Source organism: Asaia bogorensis, assembly GCF_900465345.1.
Lineage (GTDB): Bacteria > Pseudomonadota > Alphaproteobacteria > Acetobacterales > Acetobacteraceae > Asaia > Asaia bogorensis_A.
On sequence record NZ_UEGO01000038.1, the window covers coordinates 119278 to 140532 of the forward strand.

The 21255-nt window shown below is 60.5% G+C and carries 18 protein-coding genes; 12 read left to right on the forward strand and 6 right to left on the reverse strand.

The features are described from left to right. The first annotated feature begins 140 nt into the window (after positions 1 to 140). From ED655_RS14815 to pyk, 4 genes are read left to right on the forward strand one after another with little or no spacing between them, the layout of a single operon-like run. Positions 141 to 944: a HesA/MoeB/ThiF family protein gene (locus ED655_RS14815; protein ID WP_408735686.1), complete on the forward strand. Its 804-nt coding sequence runs from the start codon at positions 141 to 143 to the stop codon at positions 942 to 944. After that, the gene (locus tag ED655_RS14820; RefSeq protein WP_122050846.1) at positions 941 to 1318 is read left to right on the forward strand and encodes a DsrE family protein; all 378 of its coding nucleotides are present in this window, start codon (positions 941 to 943) and stop codon (positions 1316 to 1318) included. The genes ED655_RS14815 and ED655_RS14820 overlap by 4 nt, the downstream gene beginning before the upstream one ends. 49 nt (positions 1319 to 1367) lie before the next feature. After that, positions 1368 to 2372 (forward strand): SH3 domain-containing protein, encoded by a 1005-nt coding sequence (locus tag ED655_RS14825; RefSeq protein ID WP_122050848.1) that lies wholly within the window; start codon positions 1368 to 1370, stop codon positions 2370 to 2372. 42 nt (positions 2373 to 2414) lie between these two features. Next, positions 2415 to 3887 (forward strand): pyruvate kinase, encoded by a 1473-nt coding sequence (gene pyk, locus ED655_RS14830; protein WP_122050897.1) that lies wholly within the window; start codon positions 2415 to 2417, stop codon positions 3885 to 3887. Between the two features lie 309 nt (positions 3888 to 4196). On the opposite strand, the gene ED655_RS14835 is transcribed toward pyk, so the two are convergent. Together ED655_RS14835 and ED655_RS14840 are read right to left on the reverse strand one after the other, a co-directional pair. Further along, the gene (locus ED655_RS14835) at positions 4197 to 5084 is read right to left on the reverse strand and encodes a prephenate dehydrogenase/arogenate dehydrogenase family protein (protein ID WP_122050849.1); all 888 of its coding nucleotides are present in this window, start codon (positions 5082 to 5084) and stop codon (positions 4197 to 4199) included. Continuing rightward, positions 5081 to 6139 carry a lysylphosphatidylglycerol synthase domain-containing protein gene (locus ED655_RS14840; protein WP_240993701.1) on the reverse strand — a complete coding sequence of 353 codons (1059 nt, stop codon included), beginning with the start codon at positions 6137 to 6139 and terminating at the stop codon, positions 5081 to 5083. Before ED655_RS14840 ends, ED655_RS14835 begins: the two co-directional genes overlap by 4 nt. 270 nt (positions 6140 to 6409) lie before the next feature. Between ED655_RS14840 and hpnA the strand changes: the two genes are divergently transcribed. Genes hpnA through hpnC form a run of 3 tightly spaced genes read left to right on the forward strand, consistent with a single transcriptional unit; the run spans position 6410 to position 9452 of the window. Next, the gene (hpnA, locus tag ED655_RS14845) at positions 6410 to 7411 is read left to right on the forward strand and encodes a hopanoid-associated sugar epimerase (RefSeq protein WP_023979839.1); all 1002 of its coding nucleotides are present in this window, start codon (positions 6410 to 6412) and stop codon (positions 7409 to 7411) included. Beyond that, positions 7408 to 8577 (forward strand): glycosyltransferase, encoded by a 1170-nt coding sequence (locus ED655_RS14850; protein WP_122050851.1) that lies wholly within the window; start codon positions 7408 to 7410, stop codon positions 8575 to 8577. Before hpnA ends, ED655_RS14850 begins: the two co-directional genes overlap by 4 nt. Next, on the forward strand, positions 8577 to 9452 hold the full coding sequence (gene hpnC, locus ED655_RS14855) for a squalene synthase HpnC (protein WP_122050853.1): 876 nt from the start codon (positions 8577 to 8579) through the stop codon (positions 9450 to 9452). The genes ED655_RS14850 and hpnC overlap by 1 nt, the downstream gene beginning before the upstream one ends. Before the next feature lie 252 nt (positions 9453 to 9704). On the opposite strand, the gene ED655_RS14860 is transcribed toward hpnC, so the two are convergent. Then, a complete protein-coding gene (locus ED655_RS14860) occupies positions 9705 to 10886 on the reverse strand; it encodes a pyridoxal phosphate-dependent aminotransferase (RefSeq protein WP_122050900.1) in 1182 nt (393 codons plus the stop codon). Positions 10887 to 10978: 92 nt separating this feature from the next. Beyond that, on the reverse strand, positions 10979 to 11464 hold the full coding sequence (locus ED655_RS14865; protein WP_408735687.1) for a cupin domain-containing protein: 486 nt from the start codon (positions 11462 to 11464) through the stop codon (positions 10979 to 10981). Between the two features lie 124 nt (positions 11465 to 11588). Here ED655_RS14865 and hpnD point away from each other — a divergent pair, with 124 nt between their 5' ends. From hpnD to ED655_RS14890, 5 genes are all read left to right on the forward strand, one after another. Continuing rightward, a complete protein-coding gene (gene hpnD / locus ED655_RS14870; RefSeq protein ID WP_240993702.1) occupies positions 11589 to 12458 on the forward strand; it encodes a presqualene diphosphate synthase HpnD in 870 nt (289 codons plus the stop codon). 3 nt (positions 12459 to 12461) lie between these two features. Next, the gene (gene hpnE / locus ED655_RS14875; protein ID WP_122050855.1) at positions 12462 to 13742 is read left to right on the forward strand and encodes a hydroxysqualene dehydroxylase HpnE; all 1281 of its coding nucleotides are present in this window, start codon (positions 12462 to 12464) and stop codon (positions 13740 to 13742) included. Between the two features lie 163 nt (positions 13743 to 13905). Further along, a complete protein-coding gene (gene shc / locus ED655_RS14880; protein WP_240993704.1) occupies positions 13906 to 15828 on the forward strand; it encodes a squalene--hopene cyclase in 1923 nt (640 codons plus the stop codon). 1 nt (position 15829) lies between these two features. Beyond that, positions 15830 to 16459 (forward strand): nucleoside phosphorylase-I family protein, encoded by a 630-nt coding sequence (locus ED655_RS14885; protein WP_122050858.1) that lies wholly within the window; start codon positions 15830 to 15832, stop codon positions 16457 to 16459. 791 nt (positions 16460 to 17250) lie between these two features. Beyond that, a complete protein-coding gene (locus ED655_RS14890) occupies positions 17251 to 18414 on the forward strand; it encodes an iron-containing alcohol dehydrogenase (protein ID WP_122050859.1) in 1164 nt (387 codons plus the stop codon). Positions 18415 to 18440: 26 nt separating this feature from the next. Here ED655_RS14890 and ED655_RS14895 read toward each other — a convergent pair whose 3' ends face one another. Together ED655_RS14895 and ED655_RS14900 are read right to left on the reverse strand one after the other, a co-directional pair. Beyond that, a complete protein-coding gene (locus ED655_RS14895) occupies positions 18441 to 19619 on the reverse strand; it encodes a M20 aminoacylase family protein (RefSeq protein WP_205836058.1) in 1179 nt (392 codons plus the stop codon). Positions 19620 to 19850: 231 nt separating this feature from the next. Continuing rightward, positions 19851 to 21209, reverse strand: a complete 1359-nt coding sequence (locus ED655_RS14900) for an NCS2 family permease (protein WP_122050862.1) — start codon at positions 21207 to 21209, stop codon at positions 19851 to 19853. Positions 21210 to 21255 lie beyond the last annotated feature (46 nt).

Here is a 21255-nt window from a genome sequence, read left to right on the forward strand (position 1 = left end):
GTAACAAGCCTGGTTCCGAATGGCAGATGCCTCTGTTTTCTTCACTGAACATCACTATGCTATGGGATCACGCAGGCTTTTGTCATCTAAATCCTGAAAGCCGATGAAGTTTTCTTTCCAGCCCGGATTCCCTCTTCGCAATGTCGTCCATCTTGTCTGATCTGACCTTCACCGACGAGGAACTGCACCGCTATTCACGCCATATCCTGCTGCCCGAAGTGGGTGCATCAGGGCAGGCAAAGCTGCGCGACTCGTCAGTGCTCGTGATCGGTGCAGGGGGACTCGGAAGCCCGCTGTCCCTTTATCTCGCCGCGGCGGGTGTCGGTCGCATCGGGCTGGTGGATGATGACAGGGTGGAGCTGAGCAATCTGCAACGGCAGATCCTGTTTTCCACGCAGGATATCGGGGGCGGGAAGGCCGAGCAGGCGGCGGAAAGGCTCGGCGGACTCAATCCGGGTATCGAGGTCATACCGCATGACCTGCGGGTGGATGCCGATAATCTGCCCTCACTTGTCAGCCAGTACGACCTTGTTTGCGACGGCAGTGACAACTTCACAACCCGATACGCGGTGGCTGATTGCTGTCATGCCTTGGGCAAAACGCTCGTTTCGGGCGCTGTACAGCGTTTTGAGGGGAGCCTTTCCACCTTTGCTCCCCAACGTGGTGGCCCCTGCTATCGCTGTCTTTATCCCGATGCCGATGAAAACGCGGCGCTGAGCTGCGGTCAGGCGGGCATTTTCGGCGCGGTTACGGGGGTGATTGGTACGCTGATGGCGACTGAGGCCCTGAAGGAAATCTTGGGTCTCGGGCGAAGCATGAGCGGTCGTGTTCTCATCTGGCATGCGCTGGAGGCGAGTTTCCGTAGTTTCGATCTCCCAGCCGATCCCGACTGTCCGTGCTGTGGCCGAGGGGCAGGGTCCGGGAGCGGGAGTGAGGGCGTATGATGCGTGTCATGGGCATTACGCTTGCAGATCGCTCGTTCGAACGGGCTCATCACGCTTTTGTGCTCGCAGCAGGGGCTCTGGCTCTGGGGCGTGAAGTCGTCCTATTCGGTGGGGGGCTGAGTGTTGCGGCGTTATGCCGGGACTGGTCCTCGCTCGACGACGTGGGGCTCGATCAGATGTTTCAGTCGCGTGGCGTTGCTGGCTTCGAAACGCTGCGTTCTGCCATTTTCGAGCTGGACGGCGAGGTGCTGGCCTGCGAAGCCGGTATGAAGGCCTCAGGTCTGACGCAGGCCGATCTGTGCCCCGGCGTGCGTATCTGTGGGGTGACGACGTTTCTGGAACGCACGATCGATGCCCAGATTCTGAGCCTGTGAAGCGGCCCCCCTCTTGCCCCGAACGCCACAACTTGGCACCCATGCACCCATGAAGACATTCCGCATCGTCTACGGCATCGGGCTGGCGATTCTGCTGCCGCTTGGCGCACAGGCAGAAGCCGCGCCCCAGACGACCAAACACGCGACTCACCATCACAAACATGGCACGGCGGCGGCGTCTGCCAGTGGCAAGAGCTCAGCACACGGTGCTTCTGCCCATCACGGTAAAACGAAAGCGACCGCGGCAAAGGCGACAGACGGGACGACCGCGGGTAGCCGCAAAAAGCGCAAGGCCGCACGTGCGGCGGAGGAAGCCCGGGCGGCTCATGCGCATCATGCGGGCAAGCATCATGTGCGCACGGCCGCAGGTGTCGCTGCCGGTGCCGCTGTAGCGGGTGCGGCGACAGCTGCCGCCCAGCCTGCCACGCCACCTGCCAGTGACGATGCTGCCGCAGCGGCTGCCGCCGCACCTGATGCACCGCCGCAGGACAAGGGAACCAACACGGGTCTGCCCTTGCCACGCTTTGCCGCAATGCGTGCCGACAAGGTGTTCATGCGCAAGGGGCCGGGTCAGCGCTATCCGATCGAATGGGTCTATCATCGCCGTGGTCTGCCGGTTGAGGTCGAGCGCGAGTTTGATGTCTGGCGTCTGATCGAGGATTCGGACGGTATGAAGGGCTGGGTCCATCAGGCGACGCTCGTCGGACAGCGCACTTTCGTGATTCCGGGGCAACCACCCGAGGGTCATGCTGCTGCAGTGGGTGAGGCCTCGGCCAAATCAGGCGACGTGATTGGCAAGGCCGATGCCCGCGTGCTGGGCTATGTGCCGAACGAGACCGAGGCACGACAGCGCCAAGGCGATACGCTGCTCTACAGCCAATCGGATGAAAACAGCGCTGTCGTGGCTGTGTTGCAACCCGGGACAGTGGGCACGCTCAAGCTGTGCCCCCAGGGGTCAACATGGTGCAAGGTGGTGGTCAAGGGCTATACGGGATGGCTTCCCAGACGTGTGTTCTGGGGGCTGTTGCCAGGAGAGACGCTTCAGCCTAGCTGAAGCTATGATATGCAACGTGCAGCAAATGGATCGGAGATCAGTATGACGTCCTCACCTCAAGCAGCTTCGGCTCAGGGTACGGGAGTGAAGAAAGAGGCCGAACAGCGCCGCACGAAGATCGTTGCGACCCTCGGCCCGGCCTCCTCCACGCATGAGATGATCCGTACCCTGGCGCTGGCCGGGGCTGACGTGTTTCGCCTGAACTTCTCGCATGGTTCGCATGAAGACCATGCCAAGCGTCACGCCACCATCCGTGATGTTGAAGCCGAACTTGGTCGCCCGCTGGCCATTCTGGCCGACATGCAGGGCCCCAAGCTGCGCGTTGGCACCTTTGCCGATGGCAAGGTGGAACTGATTGAAGGCGCACGCTTCCGTCTGGATCTGGATCGTACGCCGGGTGATGCCCGTCGCGCCTGTCTGCCGCACCCCGAGATCATGCGCGCTGCCGAGCCCGGCAGCCGCCTGCTGCTCGATGACGGCAAGATGCGTCTGCGTGTGATCTCCTGCGACGAAACGCATATGGAGACCGAAGTTGAAGTCGGTGGCTGGCTGTCAGAGCGCAAGGGCGTGAATGTGCCTGACGTTGTGTTGCCCATCCCGGCCCTGACCGAGAAGGACCACAAGGACTTCACTTTCGCGCTCGACCTTGGTGTCGAATACGTGGCCCTTTCTTTCGTGCAGCGCCCCGAGGACGTGCAGGAAGCCAAGGACATTGCCAAGGGTCGCGCCTGGATCATGACCAAGCTCGAAAAGCCGCAGGCCATGGAGCGTCTGAGCGACATCATCGCGCTTTCTGACGCTGTGATGGTGGCGCGTGGCGACCTTGGTGTCGAACTCCCTGCCGAGGAAGTGCCGATCGAGCAGAAGCGTGCCATTCGTGAAGCGCGCTTTCAGGGCAAGCCGGTGATCGTGGCCACGCAGATGCTGGAAAGCATGATCACCTCGCCCACGCCGACGCGCGCTGAGGTATCTGACGTCTCGAACGCCGTATTCGACGGCACCGATGCCGTAATGCTTTCGGCCGAGAGCGCTGCGGGCAAGTATCCGTGCGAAGCCGTCGAGGTGATGGCCCGCGTGACGCGTCGCGTCGAGAACGATCTCGAGTGGCGCATGCAGGAAGAGGCTCTTCGCCCTGACAGCGACGGCACGACCGGTGGCGCTATTGCCGAAGCCGCCTGGCATGTTGCCCAGTCGGTCTCGGCTGCCGTGATCGTGGTTTATACGCAGAGCGGCCGTGGCGCCCTGCAGATTGCCCGTGAGCGCGCTGATTGCCCGGTTCTGGCGCTGACGCCGGATGATGAAACCGCTCGTCGTCTGAACATGGTCTGGGGCGTACGCGCCATGTCCGTGGGTCAGGAAACGCCGGTTTACGGTGTTGAAGGCGTGGTCGATCAGGCGGTCGGTCTGGCCGTTTCCGAAGGCTATGCCGAGAAGGGTGACAAGCTGGTTCTGCTCGTCGGCCTTCCCTTCGGGCAGCAGGGTTCGACCAACACCCTGCGTGTTGTCACGATCTGATCAGGGTCAGGTGCGGGGCTCTGCCCCGCGCCCGGGACAGGGCGCAGTCCCTGTATCCCGATTGGCACAGGTAGACTCCCGAAGGACGAGTGTCCTTCGGTGGCGTGTGGGGCTAAGCCCCAGGACTGCCAAATGTGCGAGCCCAACATTCCTGCGGTGACATTGTCCCGCATTTCGACAAGAGCCACTTCCCTCAACACCTGATTTATTCAAACAGGTTTCCAAAGGACGACCGTCCTTTGGTGGGATATGGGGCAACGCCCCACGACGACGACCCACCATCCTCTACACTTGCCAGCAGGCAGAGGCTCAGGCCTGACGATTTTCGAGCAGGGAACGACGGATGCGTCGACCGCGCGAGATCGTATCGACAATGGTTTTCTCGTCGCCCTCGCGAATGGCCTTGGCCATGGCGGCGGCGTCCTGGCTGAAACGGTCCAGCACGCTGAGCAGGGCGTCGCTGTTGTTCAGGAAGATGTCACGCCACATGGTCGGGTCTGAGGCGGCGATACGGGTGAAATCGCGAAAGCCCGAGGCGGCAAAATCCAGCACTTCGGCACGCATGTCTTCTGCAAGCGTATCGGCGGTGCCGCAGATGGTGAAGGCGATCAGATGAGGCAGGTGGCTCACCATCGCGCAGATCGTGTCGTGATGATCGACATCCATGATCCGGATACGGGCCCCCATTTCTCTCCAGAAAGCCGCAAGACGGTCGATGTCGGTCTGCGGGGCGTGGGGGTCCGGCGTCAGGAGGCACCAGCGATCCTCGAACAGGCTGGCAAAGCCGGCATCCGGGCCTGAATGTTCGGTACCGGCCATGGGGTGGGCCGGGATATAGGCAATATCGTCGCGCAGATGGGGTGTGAGGGCGTCAACCACGCTACGGCGCGTCGAGCCGACATCGGTCAGGATCGCGCCCGCCTTGAGGTGGGGCATGATGGCCTCGGCCACCGGGGCGATAGCCCCGACGGGTACGCAGAGCATGACGCAATCAGCATCGGCGACAGCCTTGGCGAGATCGGCTGTGATCTCGTCGCCCAGATCGAGGGCGCGCACCCGATCGAGTACCGCGGGGTCACGATCGGCGACGACGAGGTGATTGACCAGACCGGGACGCTCGCGCAACCGGCGCAGGACGGAGGAGCCGATCAGACCGGGACCGATGACGCAGAGCGTCTCGAACAAGGGCGTGGTCATGAGGCTTCGCTCCGTGAGGATGTGTCAGCGTAATCGAGGGTCGTATCGGCGGATGTCGGGCGCTTGGGCTGACGCAGGCGGCGCATTTCGGAAAGCTGCCACAAGGCCATGACGGGGATACCGATGGCGATGTCACGGCCACGACGCAGCAGCGACAGGCCCAGTGAGATTTCGGCATCGACGCCGAAGAAATAGCCGAGCGCGACATAGGCGGCTTCCTGAACGCCCAGAGCGGCTGGCACAAGGAACGAGGCGGACATGAGGCCGCAAACGACACCTTCAATGGCGATGGCGCCGACAACACCGATATGGGCACCCAGCAATTCGAGTGAGAGCCAGGTAATGGCGGCGCCGCCGAGCCAGCAAAGAAGGTGGATGGTGGCTCCCAGAGCGATGCGACCGGGGCGTGACCAGAGTTGATCGAGTTCGGCCTGGAAATTATCCATGTTGTCGATCAGCGAGGTGCGCCAGCCATCGGCAATATGACGGCCCAGAAAGCGGGCGGCATAATGGATAGCAGCCCCGCCACGCTGCTGCGTCCAGATGAAACCAGCGATGCCAAGCGCAAGAAGCGCCATGCCGCCCAGAACAGGCCAGGTGAACCTGTTGGTGCCCGCATGGTCGAACAGGCAGGCGAGGGCGATGATCACGAACACGATCTGACCCAGCACCTCGGTTGTGATATCCACGATGTTGGTGGCGACAGCCGCAGGCCACTGGAGCGGGCCGAGTCTGCGGGTGAGGGTAGGGATGCTGCATGTGGCGCGTATGCCAATCACCATGCCGCCAAGCTGGGAGAAGGGCAGGCAGTTCCCGGCGGCGTCACGCACGGCGCGTGAGGCAATGGCCCGAAAGAGCCCGAGTTCGGGACAGGCACTGAACCAGGCAATGCCGAGACCGATATCAACCAGCGCCTGACCACCGACGATGGACGCAAAGCCCCCTATGCCGATACGCTGCATGGCGCTGAAAACATGACCGATGCCAAGCCAGGCCATGATTCCCGTAAGAAGGGCAAGGCCCATGAGGGCGAGAACAAGGGTGAGTGTTTTCAAGGCCAGTCGGTTCCGAACGTCGCAGGGTTGCGGAGGCGCATTGTCTGGCCAGGAACAGGCCCGGCAATGCGGGAGGTTGGACAAAGCTCCTGCGGCAATTTGCGAGTATGTGCGCTGTCGCGTGCTCGCGGCTGTCTACACCAGACAGTCAGTTTTCGCTACTGCGCGGCTCAATATGACGAAAAAGCCATCAGGCGCAGGTTGCTTGTCCTTGCGCGAGCGGTATGGTGCGGTATCGATTTGCAATAAATGAGAGCATCAGGGCCTATCATGGGTGAATACACGCTGATTACCGGCGCGACCGGCTTTGTTGGCTCGGCAGTGGCGCGTATTCTCAAGCAACGGGGCCATCGCATCAGATTGATGGTCCGTGCCGGGGCCGATCTTTCCAACCTTGAGGGGCTCGATGCCGATCTGGTGATTGGCGACCTGACGGCCCCCGAGAGCTTCGGACCGGCGCTGGAAAACTGCCGCTATCTCTTTCATGTAGCGGCGGACTATCGCCTTTGGGTGCCGGATCCGGCTGTGATGATGCGGGCCAATGTCGAGGGCACAAGGCGGCTCATGATGGCGGCACTCGATGCCGGGATCGAGCGGGTAGTCTATTGCTCATCCGTGGCGGCGCTGGGGCTCACGAAGGATGGCAGCCCGGCCAATGAACTGACGCCGGTGACCGAGCACGATGTGATTGGCGTGTACAAGCTCTCCAAATATCGCGCCGAGCAGGAAGTGCTGAAGCTTGTGCGCGAGCGCGGTCTGCCTGCCGTGATCGTGAACCCTTCCACCCCTGTTGGACCGCGTGACATCAAGCCCACGCCCACCGGACAGATGATCGTGGATGTCGCGTCGGGCAACATGCCGGCCTATGTCGATAGTGGCCTGAATATCGTGCACGTGGATGACGTGGCGGAGGGTCATGCGCTGGCGCTCGAAAAGGGCGTGATTGGCGAGAAATATATCCTCGGCGGCGAAAACTACATGCTGGGCGATCTTTTCGCTCTGATTGGCGAGGTCGCCTGTGTTAAACCGCCCCGGATCAAGCTCAAGCAGTCATGGCTGCAGCCGGTTGCTGTCGTATCCGAATGGATGGCGCGAGGTTTTGGTATCGAACCCCGTGTGACACGGGAGACCCTGGCCATGTCGAAGAAGATGATGTTCTTCACCTCGCTCAAGGCTCAGGAGACGCTTGGCTATGCGCCACGTCCGGCGCGAGAAGCGGTGGCCGATGCCGTCACCTGGTTTCGTGAACACGGACGGATTGCCACGAAATGATCAGACATTTCATGGCGGCCTCGGCTCTGGCAGCATGGGGTAAATTGCTTTTCGGGCACGGGCGTTTCTGGCGTACCGGCGAGCGTCTTGCGCCGGGGGCCGGAACAACGGCGCTGAAATCCGATGAGAAAATCTGGCCCGATGTCGCCATTGTCGTACCTGCTCGCGATGAGGCTGAATCGATCCAGGCCTGTGTGGCGACGCTGGTGCAGCAGGATTACCGCGGCAAGCTGAGCGTGATTGTCGTGGATGACGGCAGTACCGATGGTACGGGCGAGCTGGCGCGTCAGGTCGCTGATCCTCATGAACGTCTTACCGTACTTACAGGCAAGGCACGTCCTGAGGGATGGAGCGGGAAGCTTTGGGCCGTGCATCAGGGGGAATGTCTGGCGCGAGAAAAAATCGATGCCAATGGGTTCGTGCTGCTGACCGACGCCGATATCCTTCATTCCGCCCTTCATCTCGAGACGCTGGTGGAAAAGGCGGAGCGTGACGGACTCGACATGGTGTCTGAAATGGTCGTGCTGAACTGTGAAAGCGCAGCAGAACGACTGCTTGTGCCAGCCTTCGTCTATTTCTTTGCGATGCTCTACCCGTTCGAGAAGGTGAACGACCCGGCCTCGCCGGTGGCGGGGGCTGCAGGCGGGACGATACTCGTCCGTCGGTCCATGCTTGAGCGCATTGGAGGAGTCGAGTCGGTGCGGGGCGCACTGATCGATGACTGCTCACTGGCTGCCGATATCAAGAAGGCAGGCGGCAAGCTGTATCTGGGTCACAGCATGCTGGCATGGTCGATCCGCCCCTATCGGGGGGCTGGTGACATCTGGCGCATGATTGCGCGCACGGCTTATGTGCAGCTGCGCTATTCCCCGATCATTCTGCTTTGCACTGTGCTGGGAATGACGCTGGTCTGGCTGGCGCCTGTTTATTTTGCCCTGTTTGGCCGCGGGCGAGTCAGGGTCATGGGAGGCGCGTCGCTCTTTCTGGCCGTGATCTCCTTCCTGCCCACATTGTCGCGCTTCAAGCTCTCGCCGGTCCGTGCACTGGCCTTGCCGGTCGTTGCTGCCTTTTACATGGCTGCGACCCTGGGATCGGCCCTTGACCATCACCGTGGTCGGGGCGTGCAATGGAAAAGTCGTTTCTATACCGAGGAGACACATGCCTGATGAATGCGATCGGCAAACAGGTTGATCCCGTCTGGGGTGAAGCCGATGTGACTTCGGCCAAGGGCGCGGCTGACGAAAATTTTCCTGTCGGGTCATTGCTGTTTGCCAAGGGCAACAGGGCGCATGTCACGGCCTACTATAATTTCGCACGGGTTATCGACGATATGGTCGATAACGAGCAGCTCTCTTCCGAAGCCAAGATCGCTCGCTTGCGTGGCATGGAAGAAGTCGTCCGTGGTGAGCGTGAGGCACCCCAGCGGGCAGATGCCCAGACGGCCGTCATTCTGCGCCGTCATCTGCTTCAGACAAATGTGCCGCTGGAGACAGCCACAGACCTGATCACGGCATTCTGTCAGGATGCTGTGAAGAACCGCTATCAGAATTGGGATGAGCTGCTCGGTTATTGCCGGTTCTCGGCCAATCCGGTGGGGCGTTTTCTGCTGCTGCTGCATGGTGAGCGCGCGGAAACGCTGCCTTTGTCCGATGCGCTGTGCAGCGCCCTTCAGGTAATCAATCATCTGCAGGATGTAACGGCAGATCTGAAGACGCTCGATCGCTCCTATCTGCCGCAGGACATGCTGACGGCGGAGGGTGCCAAGGTGGAGGATGTTCTGCTGGCGCGCAGCAAGCCGGGGCTGCGTCGTGTGTTCGATCATCTGCTGGACGAGGTCGATCATCTCAATCGACAGGCAGCGGCTCTGCCGGGTCTGGTGCGCGATCGTCGCATGCGGGCTTATTGCGCTGTAGTGGTCACGCTCTCGCATCGTCTCGCTGCACGTCTGCGCCGGGAAGATCCGGTCGCAGGACGCGTCAAGCTGGGACGTGTTGATGCCCTGCAGGCGCTTTTGCGTGGGGTGCTGGCCCTGATACGCTAGACGGTATCATGCCAGTGCGGCTTGCTGGGGAGTGAGTCGCTCTGGCCTTGCCAGGCAGCGTTGCACATGACGCCTGTCCTTCAAAGGGGACAGGGGTGCAGCTTATGAGGAGGAAGCCTCTTCTGCGGTGAGGCGGGGCTTTGCCCCGCTTCCCGGAAGGGGACTTGCCCCTGCATCCCGGTCTTTCGACCGGGCGCTTCTGGGGCATAATTCCCTAAACCCTCATGGGGCAGGGCCCGATGAGGAAACGGATCAGGCCAGAATCTGGTCGAGCGCGGCGCAGAATGCTTCCATGTCCTTCATGGAGCCGACACTGACGCGCGACATGGTGGGCCAGATGTCCCAGTTACGGCCAATTTCGACCTTCTTGGCGGCGAAGGCCGTCTTCATCTGAGAAGCAGGCTTCTTCCAGTCCACGAGGAACATGTTGGCCTGGCTGCCGGGCACGATACGGATATTGCGCTTGGCCAGATGATCGAAGGTCATGCTGCGGGCAGCGATCATTTCATCGCGTCGCGCCTTGATGGCATCAGCCTGGGTCAGGCTGACAGCGCCAGCGGCGAGGGCCACGATGTTCAGCATGGAGATCATGTTCGGGCCGTCATAGCGCATCATGCGCTTGTGCAGGTCCGGACGGGCGAAGGAGAGACCAAGACGCAGGCCGGCCATGGCGAACATCTTGGAGAAGGTGCGCAGAACGATCACGTCCTTGCCCTGCTTCACCAGAGAAATTGCGCTCGGCGCACCCGAGAAATGGATATAGGCCTCGTCGACAATGATAACGGAGCCAGCAGGCTTGTTATCGGCCAGCCAGGCGATGTCTTCCAGCGGGGTGACAGTGCCGGTCGGGTTGTTGGGCGAGCAGATGTAATAGGCGCCTGCGTTGGGGTCAGCCTTGAGCATGGCGCGGACATCGGTGGCATAGCCGTTATGGGCCGAGAGCGGCACGCGCGTCAGCTTGATCTTCATCCAGTCGGCTGTACGCCAGGCAGCTTCATAGGTCGGGTTGGCCGTGACCAGTCCACGTTCGGGTGAGCAGAAGGTCACGACCGATCGACAGAGCGGATCGCTTGACCCCGGCCAGGGCAGGATGTGCTCTTCAGAAATGTTCTCGACGGAGGAGGCGGTGCGCAGCAGAGTGGAGCGCAGGTGATCGGGCTCATAGCGGTTGCCGAAAGGCACCTGGGCCTGACCGGCGGTAACGGCGGTCGGGAACGGGCCGGTCCAGCACTCATTGCTCCCGATGCGGATCATGTCGGGGTGGCCCACAAACGGGTCATCACCCGGTGCCTTGATGGCGGCGAAGGCGGATGAGCCGAACTGGGTCAGGGCGGCGCTCATGCCGAGCAGGCTTGTCAGGCGGCCAAAATGACGACGTGAATATCCACGTTCGAGCAAATCTTCCTTGGCTTCCTGAGTGAGGGGCGCGGTCATGAGCGTGTCTCCGGTGGCTTCGATACCGGCAAGGTGACGGCTATTCGTTTCGCTTGTCAAATCATTTTCGACACGGAATTGCGTCTGGCCTGTCAGTATTCGTTCTTTTCCCCCTTGAGAGGGATTGAAGTCGGAAGATTATTGCCGCCCGCGTAGGTGAGGATCAAGATTGTTGGTGTGTCGCCCGAGACTCCACGATGGGCATCGTTAACGCTTTCCGCAAAAGCCTCGCCCTGATGGAATACATGGCTCGCGCCGCTGGCCTTGTCCTGAATCGTGAGCTGGCCCTGCAGCACATAGCCTGCATTGGGCACCGGATGAGTGTGCCAGGGCAGAGCCGTGTGGGGCGGTATGGTCAGGCGTATCATGCTCAGCGTTGGCGCACCGGGGGGATAGGCTGTGTAGGGCTTGCCGTTCCATGAGCGGTCGGCCTTGAGCAGGTGATCGGCGTGGGCCGAGGCTGTTTCCTGCGCATGGGACTGACCCGCCACGAACAGTGAGGTCGAGACGACGAGAGTGAGACCGAGCATGGCGTGTGCGCTGCGGTGGATAGGTAGTCTGGCGATGGAGAAGGACATGGGTCAGGGCTCCGGAGGATGGGATAAGTGACGCGAACTGAACGTTTGCCAGACGGCATGGATTTTGCTGTTTGACCTTTTGCAGGTAAAAGGCGCTGCACTTGGATGATACAGGGATGAAGCGGTGAGCGGGTTTCAACAGGAAGCGGTGCTGGGCTGTTCCACGGCCGATCTTGAGCACGTCCGTGCCATTGTAACCCGGGCTGGCACATCTTTTGCCAAGGGCATGAAGATCCTGCCTGCCGAGAGGCGTTTTGGCATGTTCACGGTCTATGCCTTCTGCCGCGAGGTTGATGACATTGCCGATGGCGATGTGCAGGTGCCTGATCGTGCCTTGGCCCTGAAGGAATGGCATGCCCGTATTGATCGCCTGTATGAGGGCGAGACGCGCGATGCCCTGGACAGGGCCCTGGTTGCGACAATCACCCGCTTTGGTCTGCGCAAGGAAGATTTTGCTGCGGTAATCGATGGCATGGCCATGGATGCTGCAGGCCCGATCGTCGCCCCCGATGAGGCAACCCTCGACCTTTATTGCGATCGTGTTGCCTCTGCCGTCGGGCGTTTGTCCGTTCGGGTCTTTGGTGATTCATCGCCTGAGGCGGATCGCGTGGCGCATCATCTGGGGCGTGCCCTGCAGCTGACGAATATCCTGCGTGATATTCAGGAAGATGCCGATCGCGGTCGCCTTTACCTGCCGCGCGAGCTGCTCGTGCGTTACAACGTGCCGACCGACCCGCAGGAAGCGGTGTATGCCGTCGGGCTCGACCCGCTGGCCCGTATCCTGGCCGTGCGCGCCAAGGATCATTTCCGGGAAGCAACACGCGCGATGAAGCGATGTGATGGTGTCGCCATGCGCCCCGCGCGCATCATGGCTGCCTCTTATCGCCCCATTCTGACAGCCCTGCTGCGTCGCGGGTGGCGTCATCCGGACCAGCCCGTGAAAATCAGCAAGGCAGCCCGTATCCTGCGCTCCCTCATTGCCTATTATCGCTGACCCATGACGCATGTGCATATCATCGGTGGCGGGCTTGCCGGTCTCTCTGCCGCAGTCGATGTGATCGGTCGTGCCGGCGTGACGGTATACGAGGCGGGGCCAGCCTGTGGCGGGCGGGCGCGCTCTTATTATGACAAGGCGCTCGATGCGCGTATCGATAATGGCAATCATCTGCTGCTGTCCGCCAACAAGGCGAGTTTTCGGTATCTCGGGCTGATCGGGGCGGAAAAGACCCTTACCGGACCCCGAGCCCCGATATTCCCGTGGTTTGACCTCGAGGCGGGTCTTGGCTGGACGCTGCGCCTGTCGCGTGGCCGGTTTCCGTTCTGGGCGCTGTCCAGGGCGCGTCGGGTGCCGGGCATGAAGCTTAGCGAACTGTCCATGCTGGCCCGTATTCTCAAGGCGGGTCCGGATGAGACGGTCAGTGCCTTCATGGGCACGGGTATGCTGACCCATCGGCTTGTCGAGCCCTTCGCCATTTCGGCCCTGAACACACCTCTGGAGACCGCCAGCGCATCGCTGCTGGCCGCGATCGTGCGCGAAACGCTCGCTCTTGGTGGCGAGGCCTGTTGCCCCTGGTATCCGGCCGAGGGGCTCTCGGAGAGTTTTGTTGATCCTGCCATCGCCCATCTGACCCGCCTGCAGGGCGAGGTTCGGTGTGGTACGCGTGTTTCTGGCCTCGACGTGGCACAGGGCCGTGTCACCGCGCTGCGTATCGGTAGCGAGACGGTAGCACTCGGGCCGGAAGACAAGGTGGTCTTTGCGGCCCCTTCACCCGTCGCACGCACCCTGCTCGGGCCGCATCTGCCCGGTTTCACAGCGCCCGATGCCTATGAAAGCATCATCAACGTGCATTACCGTCTGCCTGCGCCTGTTCAGGCACGAGGGATGCTGGGCAAGGTCGGTTTCGTCGGGCTGGTAGGTGGTATTGCGGAGTGGATCTATCTCAAGGGCGAGATACTTTCCGTCACCGTAAGTGCCGCGAATCGCTATGCGACCCATGATAATGAGGCGCTGATTGCGACGATCTGGTCGGAGATCCGCCAGTCTGTCGGGCCCGTAGTGGCGGGTGGACTACCCGAGGCCGTGCCGCCTGTGCGGCTGGTCTGTGAGAAGCGGGCGACTTTTGCCGCAACACCGGCGCAGGACCGCATGCGGCCGGTCGCCCGTACTGCACTGGGCAATTTGGCTCTGGCCGGAGACTGGACACAGACAGGGTTCCCTTCGACCATTGAAGGGGCGATCCGTTCAGGCGTCGAGGCGATCAGGGTTCTGGATCTCTGATAACCTGTATGCAGACAATGCTGTCTGTTGCGCAGAAAACTGTGATACGGGCATCTGTCATATCAACGACACATTCAAGCTGGGAAAAGGACAAGGGCGGACAATGTTGATCTATTCCGACGTTCTGGAGCGTCACGAAGCCGAAATTCCGGCCGAGGCGGATATGGGCCAGGTGCGTCAGGCTATCGATTCAGCCCATGCCGCTCTGTCAAATCGGCAGAATGATGATGGCCACTGGGTGTTCGAGCTGGAAGCCGACGCCACGATCCCGGCTGAATATGTGCTGCTCGAACATTATCTAGATCGTATCGATGATGAGAAGCAGGCTCGTATCGGCAATTACCTGCGGCGCACTCAGGGCTCACATGGTGGCTGGGCGCTTTATCACGATGGCGGATTTGACCTCTCTGCTTCCGTGAAAGCCTATTTTGCCCTCAAGGCGGTTGGTGATGATATCGAGGCGCCGCACATGAAGCGCGCCCGCGAAGCCATTCTCGACCGGGGCGGCGCTGCGCGCGCCAATGTGTTTACCCGTATCCAGATGGCGCTGTTCGGTGAAGTGCCCTGGCGCGCCACGCCGGTCATGCCGGTCGAGCTGATGCTGATGCCCAAGGCGGCACTCTTCTCGATGTGGAACATGTCGTACTGGTCGCGCAGCGTGGTGGCGCCCATGCTCGTTCTGCGCACGCTCGAGCCGCGTGCGATCAACCCGCGCAATATCCACATCCAGGAGCTTTTCATCACCCCGCCCGAAGAGGTGAAGGACTGGATCCGTGGGCCTTACCGCTCGATCTGGGGGCATGTGTTCAAGAAAGTGGACACCATGCTCCGACCGATCGAGCCCCGTTTTCCTGCGGCCTTGCGCAAGAAGGCCATCAAGGTTGCGCTCGACTTTATCGAGCCCCGTCTCGGCGAGGGTGGTCTGGGCGCAATCTACCCGGCCATGGCCAATGTGGTGATGATGTATCGTGGCATGGGCGTGCCGGATAATGACCCGCGCGTGGAACTGGCCTGGAAGGGTATCCAGGAATTGCTGGTCAGCAATGGTGACGAGACCTATTGCCAGCCCTGCGTCTCTCCTGTGTGGGATACAGGGCTGTCGGGTCTTGCGCTGGCCGAGGCATCATCGGGTCCCGATGCGACACGCCCCAAGGAAACGCGTGAAGCCCTCCGGCGCAGCATGGACTGGCTCCGCAAGCGCCAAATTCTGAACGTCAAGGGTGACTGGGCCATCAACTGCCCGGATGTGCGCCCCGGAGGCTGGGCGTTTCAGTACGAAAACGACTATTATCCCGATGTGGATGACACAGCCGTTGTCGGCATGCTGCTGAACCGCGAGGACCCCGAGGGAAACCAGGAGGCCATCGCACGCGCCCGCGAGTGGATCGTGGGTATGCAGAGCACCAATGGGGGGTGGGGTGCATTCGACATCGACAATGATCTCGATGCGCTCAACCATATTCCCTTTGCCGATCATGGGGCCCTGCTCGACCCCCCGACAGCGGATGTCTCGGCGCGATGCGTTTCATTCCTCTGTGAACTGGGTTTCCCGGAAGACCGGCCCGTGATCGAGCGGGGTCTGGCCTATCTGCGTCGCGAGCAGGAACCGGAGGGTTGCTGGTTTGGCCGCTGGGGCACGAATTACATCTACGGCACATGGTCGACCCTGTGTGCGTTCAATATTGCAGGTGTGCCGCATGACGACCCTGCGGTCGAACGCGCCGTGGCCTGGCTTGAGAGCGTGCAGCGTGAGGATGGCGGCTGGGGTGAGGATTGCGCCTCATACGAGGGTGCGACACCGGGAGAGTATGACAAGAGCCTGCCGACCCAGACAGCCTGGGCCATTCTGGGGCTCATGGCCGTCGGACGTCGTGAGACACCGGCGGTCAAGCGCGGGATTTCCTATCTTGTTGCCCAGCAGAACGGTCAGGGTGAGTGGGAAGAGCAGCCCTATAATGCGGTTGGTTTCCCCAAGGTGTTCTATCTGCGTTACCACGGGTACAAGCAGTTCTTCCCGCTCATGGCGCTTTCGCGTTTCCGTAATCTCGGTCTGAGCAATTCAGGCCGCGTCGAGTACGGTTTCTGACATGCTGGGTGTGTTGGCCGGGTTGGAGGCTGAAGCACGCCTGATCAGGCCCCATGTGCCGCAGTCACCCGTTGCGCTCAGCGGGGCAACGCGTGATGGCGCTCTGCGCGGGATCGAGCGGCTGCTGGCCGCAGGGGCGACGGAATTGCTGTCTTTTGGTTGCGCGGCGGGTCTGGCGCCCGATCTGATGCCGGGAGCGATTATCATCCCGCAATGGGTAATGGTCGACGGGCAGCGCCTCAGAACTAATTCCGGGCTCTCACGGCAATTTGGCGTAGGGCGAGACGGGGTGCTGCATGGCGGTATCCTGCACAGCGACACGATTGTTGCGACGGCGACCGAGAAAAACAGCTACCATGCCCAGACAGGTTGCCTGGCCGTTGATATGGAGAGCGGTCTTGTGGCGCGCACCGGCCTGCCTTTTGCCGTGCTGCGCGTGATCTGTGATGACTCCCGGCGTGATCTGCCGCCTGCAGCGCTGGATGTGCTTGATGGAGGGCGTATCTCTCCCATGCGACTGCTCGCCAGTCTGGGCCGACAGCCCGGGCAGATACCGGCCTTGATGGCGCTCGGTCGTGACGCGGCGAAAGCACGGCGAGCCATGGCAGGCTTCCTATCCGGCCTATCCTGAGCAGATTTCGTCGCCAGACAGTGCGATCTGCATGGAATATTGGATTACTCGCTATGAGTCATCAGGGCCCAAGGTATGGGATGCGCCCCTGCAATAAATAATTATATAGTTTCCGAGTGTGAAATAAATGGAAACAAACGTTAAGGGTGGCGATACCGGGGAAGTTTTGCATCACGCTCCCGGTATCGCCACCCTTATGAACGATAATACTATGGCCGAAAATAGGCGCTGATTTGTAAAAGCGTCTTTTTTCCAGGTTTTTTGGTACCGTTTCATTGGCGCGCTTCATCTTGAAGAAATTCAGGATGTGATAATGTCGGTCAGAAAACAGCGTTCAGACTATTGATGCCTCTGTATCGTCTTTCTCTGCTGCTCAGGGGAAGTTCGAAGATGCGTCTTGGGCGCTAGCGTTAGCAGGCCAGGCCGATGGTCTCTCTTGGGTCACCTGTTGCATTCTCGACGTTCACCAGGTCTCGTTAGAAGCGGTAATGTTATAGATAACAAATTTATGAGATATGGCTGTTTCGTCTGGCCCCCCGTTCGTCACCTGTGCCATGGTTCTCTAATGAAGGGATGATCCGGCGTCCGGGCCGGACATGATCGGGTTGTCCCGCGGCTGCTGGAACGTCACAGGTCATCCGGGCCTATGACCCAACATGCCGATGAAGGTCAGGCAATGTAATGTCCCTGAGCACCGGCTAAGGCCGATTGCTTCTCGGGAAGGCTGTCAAGCGCGTCGAGCAAAACAGTGGGGACAGTTCAGGGCCGCTTTCAAGAGGGAGAAATTCCTGATGAATATGCCCGCTTTCTGCTTTCAGACCGTACCCACAATCAGGATGGAATGGGGAGGGATCTCTGGCCTCGGGCAGGATCTCAAAGGCCGGTTTTCTGTCACCTCCGTGCTTCTGGTGACGGATTGCGGTCTGGCCCGTTCAGGCTTGCTGGAGCCTGTTATCGCTTCTCTTTCTGCTGCCGGTCTGAAGATCACGCTGTTCGATGGCGTCGTTGCTGATCCCCCCGAGTCCATATTGCTGGAATGTGTGGCCGTCGGGCGGAAGGCCGCCGTGGAACTGGTGCTGGGGTTGGGCGGCGGGTCATCGCTCGACGTTGCCAAGATGGCGGCGGTGCTGCTCGGCACGACCCATCAGCCTCTTGCAGACATGTATGGTGTGGATCGTGTCGAGGGCAGGCGGTTGCCTCTCGTGCAGGTGCCCACTACTTCCGGGACAGGGTCAGAGGTCACGAATGTGGCAGTCATCACCCTTGATGGAACGAGAAAGAGCGGTGTGGTCGCCTCGCAGCTTTTTGCCGATTATGTGCTGCTCGATGCCGAACTGACACGCGGTTTGCCGCCTCTCCAGACGGCGGCGACCGGGCTGGATGCGATGGTCCACGCCATTGAGGCCTATACAGGCAAACGACGCAAAAATCCTGTGTCGGATCACCTCGCCCGATCGGCCCTGCGTTTGCTGGGCAGGAATCTGGTTACAGCCTGCCGGGAACCCGATAATCGCCCTGCGCGCGAGGCGATGTTGCTCGGCGCCATGTTGGCCGGGCAGGCCTTTGCCAATTCACCGGTTGGTCTTGTTCATGGCATGGCTTATCCGCTTGGCGGGTATTTCCATGTGCCGCATGGTTTGTCCAACGCACTGATGCTTGCTCATGTGCTTCGGTTCAACATGCATGAAGCGGCCGGGCTCTACGCTGAACTTGGCGATGATCTTGGCGTGACGCAGGGCGGTACGCCCGCCGAAAAGGCAGAGACATTCATTCGCTTCATGGAAAATCTGATGGATGAAAGTGGTCTGCCGCGTCGTCTGCGCGATGTCGGGGTCACCGAGGAGTCGCTGCCCTCTCTGGCAGCGGATGCGATAACCCAGACCCGTGTTCTCGTGAACAACCCTGTCCCGATCACCGAGAATGAGATGATCGGGCTGTATCGTCAGGCGTTCTGAAAAGCGCAGAAATCTTGCTCTGTGCCTCAGGCGGCCGGAGCGAGATAACGTTCCACGAGGCTGATGAAGAGTGCTGCGCCGGGGAGGATGTTGTCGTCGTTGAAGTCGAACCCGCCATTATGGAGCGGGGTGCCGTTGCAGCCCTCGGTACCGTTGCCGATGAACCAGTAGCAGCCATTGGGATGCGCCTGCAGCATGAAGGCAAAATCCTCGCTCCCCATGAAGGGCGGGCTGTCATGGCAATGATCTGCTCCGAACAACGCGGCGGCGGTGCTGCGGGCAAAGTCGATGGCCTTGCCGTCATTGACCAGCACAGGGCTGCCATTCAGATGCTCGACCACGGCTGCGCAGTCATTGGCGGCTGCCGTATTGGTGGCGATGTCCGTAACGCGTTTAAGAACCAGCTGGCGGACTTCATCGGTCATGGTGCGGATGCTCAGGAGCAGCTCGGCCTTGTCAGGGATGACATTGGCCGCACTGCCGGAATTGAGCGCACCAATCGTGACCACGGCAGGCGCAAAGGGATCGACATTGCGCGAGACGATACTTTGCAGGGCCAGTACCAGCTGGGCAGAGGCGACGATCGGGTCATGCGACTTCTGGGGGAAGGCACCATGACCGCCCGTTCCCTTGAGCGTGATGCGAACGGTATCCGAGGACGCCATGCTGGCATTTTTATGGAAATAGAAATTACCGCTGGGGAAGCCGGGCATGTTGTGCTGGGCAAACAGGATATCGCAGGGGTATTTCTTGAACAGCCCGTCATCGATCATGCGGCTTCCGCCACATAAAAGTTCTTCGGCAGGCTGGAATATCAGATGCAAAATACCATCGAAGGGCTTTTTTTCGGCAAGATAGCGTGCGGCGCAAAGCAGCATCGTGGTGTGGCCATCATGGCCGCACATATGAGAAACGCCTGACTGGGCGCTCTGCCAGGGCAGACCGGTCTTTTCGAGAATGGGGAGCGCATCCATCTCGGCACGCAGCCCGATAACCTTGTTGCTGGTTCCATGGCGCATCGTGGCGACAAGACCAGTACCGGCAAAGCCACGTTCGATCGTATAGCCCCATGACTGGAGCTTTTCAGCAACGATATCGCTGGTGCGTTTTTCATCGAAACCGAGCTCAGGATGAGTATGCAGATCATGCCTCAGGGCAACGAACTCATCCTTGAACGACGCAAGATCCTTGAGAAGGGTAGACACGGTGGCAGCCTCTTTCATTCATGCGGGCCTCTGGCAATGGGGCCCTGCTTGACTGAGTCAACGATTATCGAGGCGGAGTGGTTGGCGCTGGCGGGGTATCACAAGATGTCGATCCGCAAGTCAGCGCCGGTTTGCCGTGCCGACGGGAAGGCGAGGAGCACGGCACACACAGCACATCCTGTGGGTGGGCTGTGTGATGACTGAAGGCCAATGGCTGATCAGGTCTGGTATTTAGCCCTGACCGAGTCCCGTTCGGCTGATCAGGATGAGATAGAACAGGAATACGGCATCGAGCCCGAGCACCATTGGGGTGAGGCGGACAAACTGACGCGTGACGACGAGCATGAGGGAGTAGAACAGCAGCCCGAGCGCAAGGCTGATCATGAAATTACCGGTGAGCACGGCAATGAGTAGCATGAAGGCCGGCGTCAGCAAGGCCTCCTGCGAATGGTTGGCGGCCTGCCCCAGAGCAGAAAGCATTGAGAGGCCGACGAGGATGAGCACCGGTGCGGTAGCCTCGGGGGGAATCATGACGATGAGCGGCCAAAGCACAGAAGAGGCAGCGAAAAGCAGTGCCACGACCAGCGCCGTCAGCCCTGTACGACCGCCAGCCTCGACCCCCACAAGGCTCTCCACATAGGCCGAGACTGTGCTGGTGCCGAGTGCCGAACCGATGATGCTGGCAGAGCCGTCAGCTGCAAAAGCTGCGCGCCCCAGCAGGGTGGTGCCATCAGGCTTTGTCAGACGTGCCCTGTTGGCGACACTGTACATGGTGCCTGTCGCATCGAAGAAATCACTGATCAGGAAATAGAGCGTGATGGGCAGCAGCAATTCGAGATGGGAGAAGAAATCTCCGAAGTTGAACGGGAAAAGCAGGTGGGTGGGATAATGGGGCCACTCGACCACCTGGCCTGGCAGGCTTGCCATAGGATGGCCGTTCTTGTGCACGAACAGGCTGACAAGGGTGACGGCCAGAATGGTGATGAGCATCCCGGCGGGGACGCGCATTACCATGAAGACACCCGCCAGAAACACGCCGAAAAGCGTCAGCAGCACCGAAGGGTCGCTGAGGGCACCAAAATGAAATCCATCGCCTGCCGGGACGGCAAGCCCACCTGTCACCATGCCAAGACGGGCAATGAAGATCCCGATAGCGACCTGAATGCCGAGCACGATCGGTTCGGGAAAGGCCTGGATAATGCGATGCCGGAGCTTCGTGACGGATAGCGCGGTAAAGGCCACGCCTCCGAGCAGCACGATGGTGAACGCCGTGCGCACATCGACATGCATCTGTCTGACAACGATCTGGGCAAAGATCGCATTGCTGCTCATGGCGGGGGCCAGCGCAATGGGCATATTGGCAAACAGGGCCATGAGCAGCGTGCCGCAGATGGCTGCGGCAATGGTGGTCATGATCATGTCATGCTGGGCAAGCCCGGCATTGGCCATGATGGCAGGGTTGACCGCCATGATATAGGCCATGGCACCGAATGTCGTGAGACCAGCCAGCACTTCGCGCTGAATGGTCGAGCCGCGCTGGCCGATACTGAAGCGACGTTCCAGCCAGGAGGAAAAGGGAGAGGCAGACACGTAGGGCGGGCTCCGGGCAGGAAAGGGGCGTCGCGTTCTTCTAGGT

Coding starts and splice junctions, on each gene's coding strand:
- ED655_RS14815 (WP_408735686.1), top strand. CDS start 141: ATGTCGTCCATCTTGTCTGATCTGACCTTCACCGACGAGGAACTGCAC.
- ED655_RS14820 (WP_122050846.1), top strand. CDS start 941: ATGATGCGTGTCATGGGCATTACGCTTGCAGATCGCTCGTTCGAACGG.
- ED655_RS14825 (WP_122050848.1), top strand. CDS start 1,368: ATGAAGACATTCCGCATCGTCTACGGCATCGGGCTGGCGATTCTGCTG.
- pyk (WP_122050897.1), top strand. CDS start 2,415: ATGACGTCCTCACCTCAAGCAGCTTCGGCTCAGGGTACGGGAGTGAAG.
- ED655_RS14835 (WP_122050849.1), bottom strand. CDS start 5,084: ATGACCACGCCCTTGTTCGAGACGCTCTGCGTCATCGGTCCCGGTCTG.
- hpnA (WP_023979839.1), top strand. CDS start 6,410: ATGGGTGAATACACGCTGATTACCGGCGCGACCGGCTTTGTTGGCTCG.
- ED655_RS14850 (WP_122050851.1), top strand. CDS start 7,408: ATGATCAGACATTTCATGGCGGCCTCGGCTCTGGCAGCATGGGGTAAA.
- hpnC (WP_122050853.1), top strand. CDS start 8,577: ATGAATGCGATCGGCAAACAGGTTGATCCCGTCTGGGGTGAAGCCGAT.
- ED655_RS14860 (WP_122050900.1), bottom strand. CDS start 10,886: ATGACCGCGCCCCTCACTCAGGAAGCCAAGGAAGATTTGCTCGAACGT.
- ED655_RS14865 (WP_408735687.1), bottom strand. CDS start 11,464: ATGTCCTTCTCCATCGCCAGACTACCTATCCACCGCAGCGCACACGCC.
- hpnE (WP_122050855.1), top strand. CDS start 12,462: ATGACGCATGTGCATATCATCGGTGGCGGGCTTGCCGGTCTCTCTGCC.
- shc (WP_240993704.1), top strand. CDS start 13,906: ATGGGCCAGGTGCGTCAGGCTATCGATTCAGCCCATGCCGCTCTGTCA.
- ED655_RS14885 (WP_122050858.1), top strand. CDS start 15,830: ATGCTGGGTGTGTTGGCCGGGTTGGAGGCTGAAGCACGCCTGATCAGG.
- ED655_RS14890 (WP_122050859.1), top strand. CDS start 17,251: ATGAATATGCCCGCTTTCTGCTTTCAGACCGTACCCACAATCAGGATG.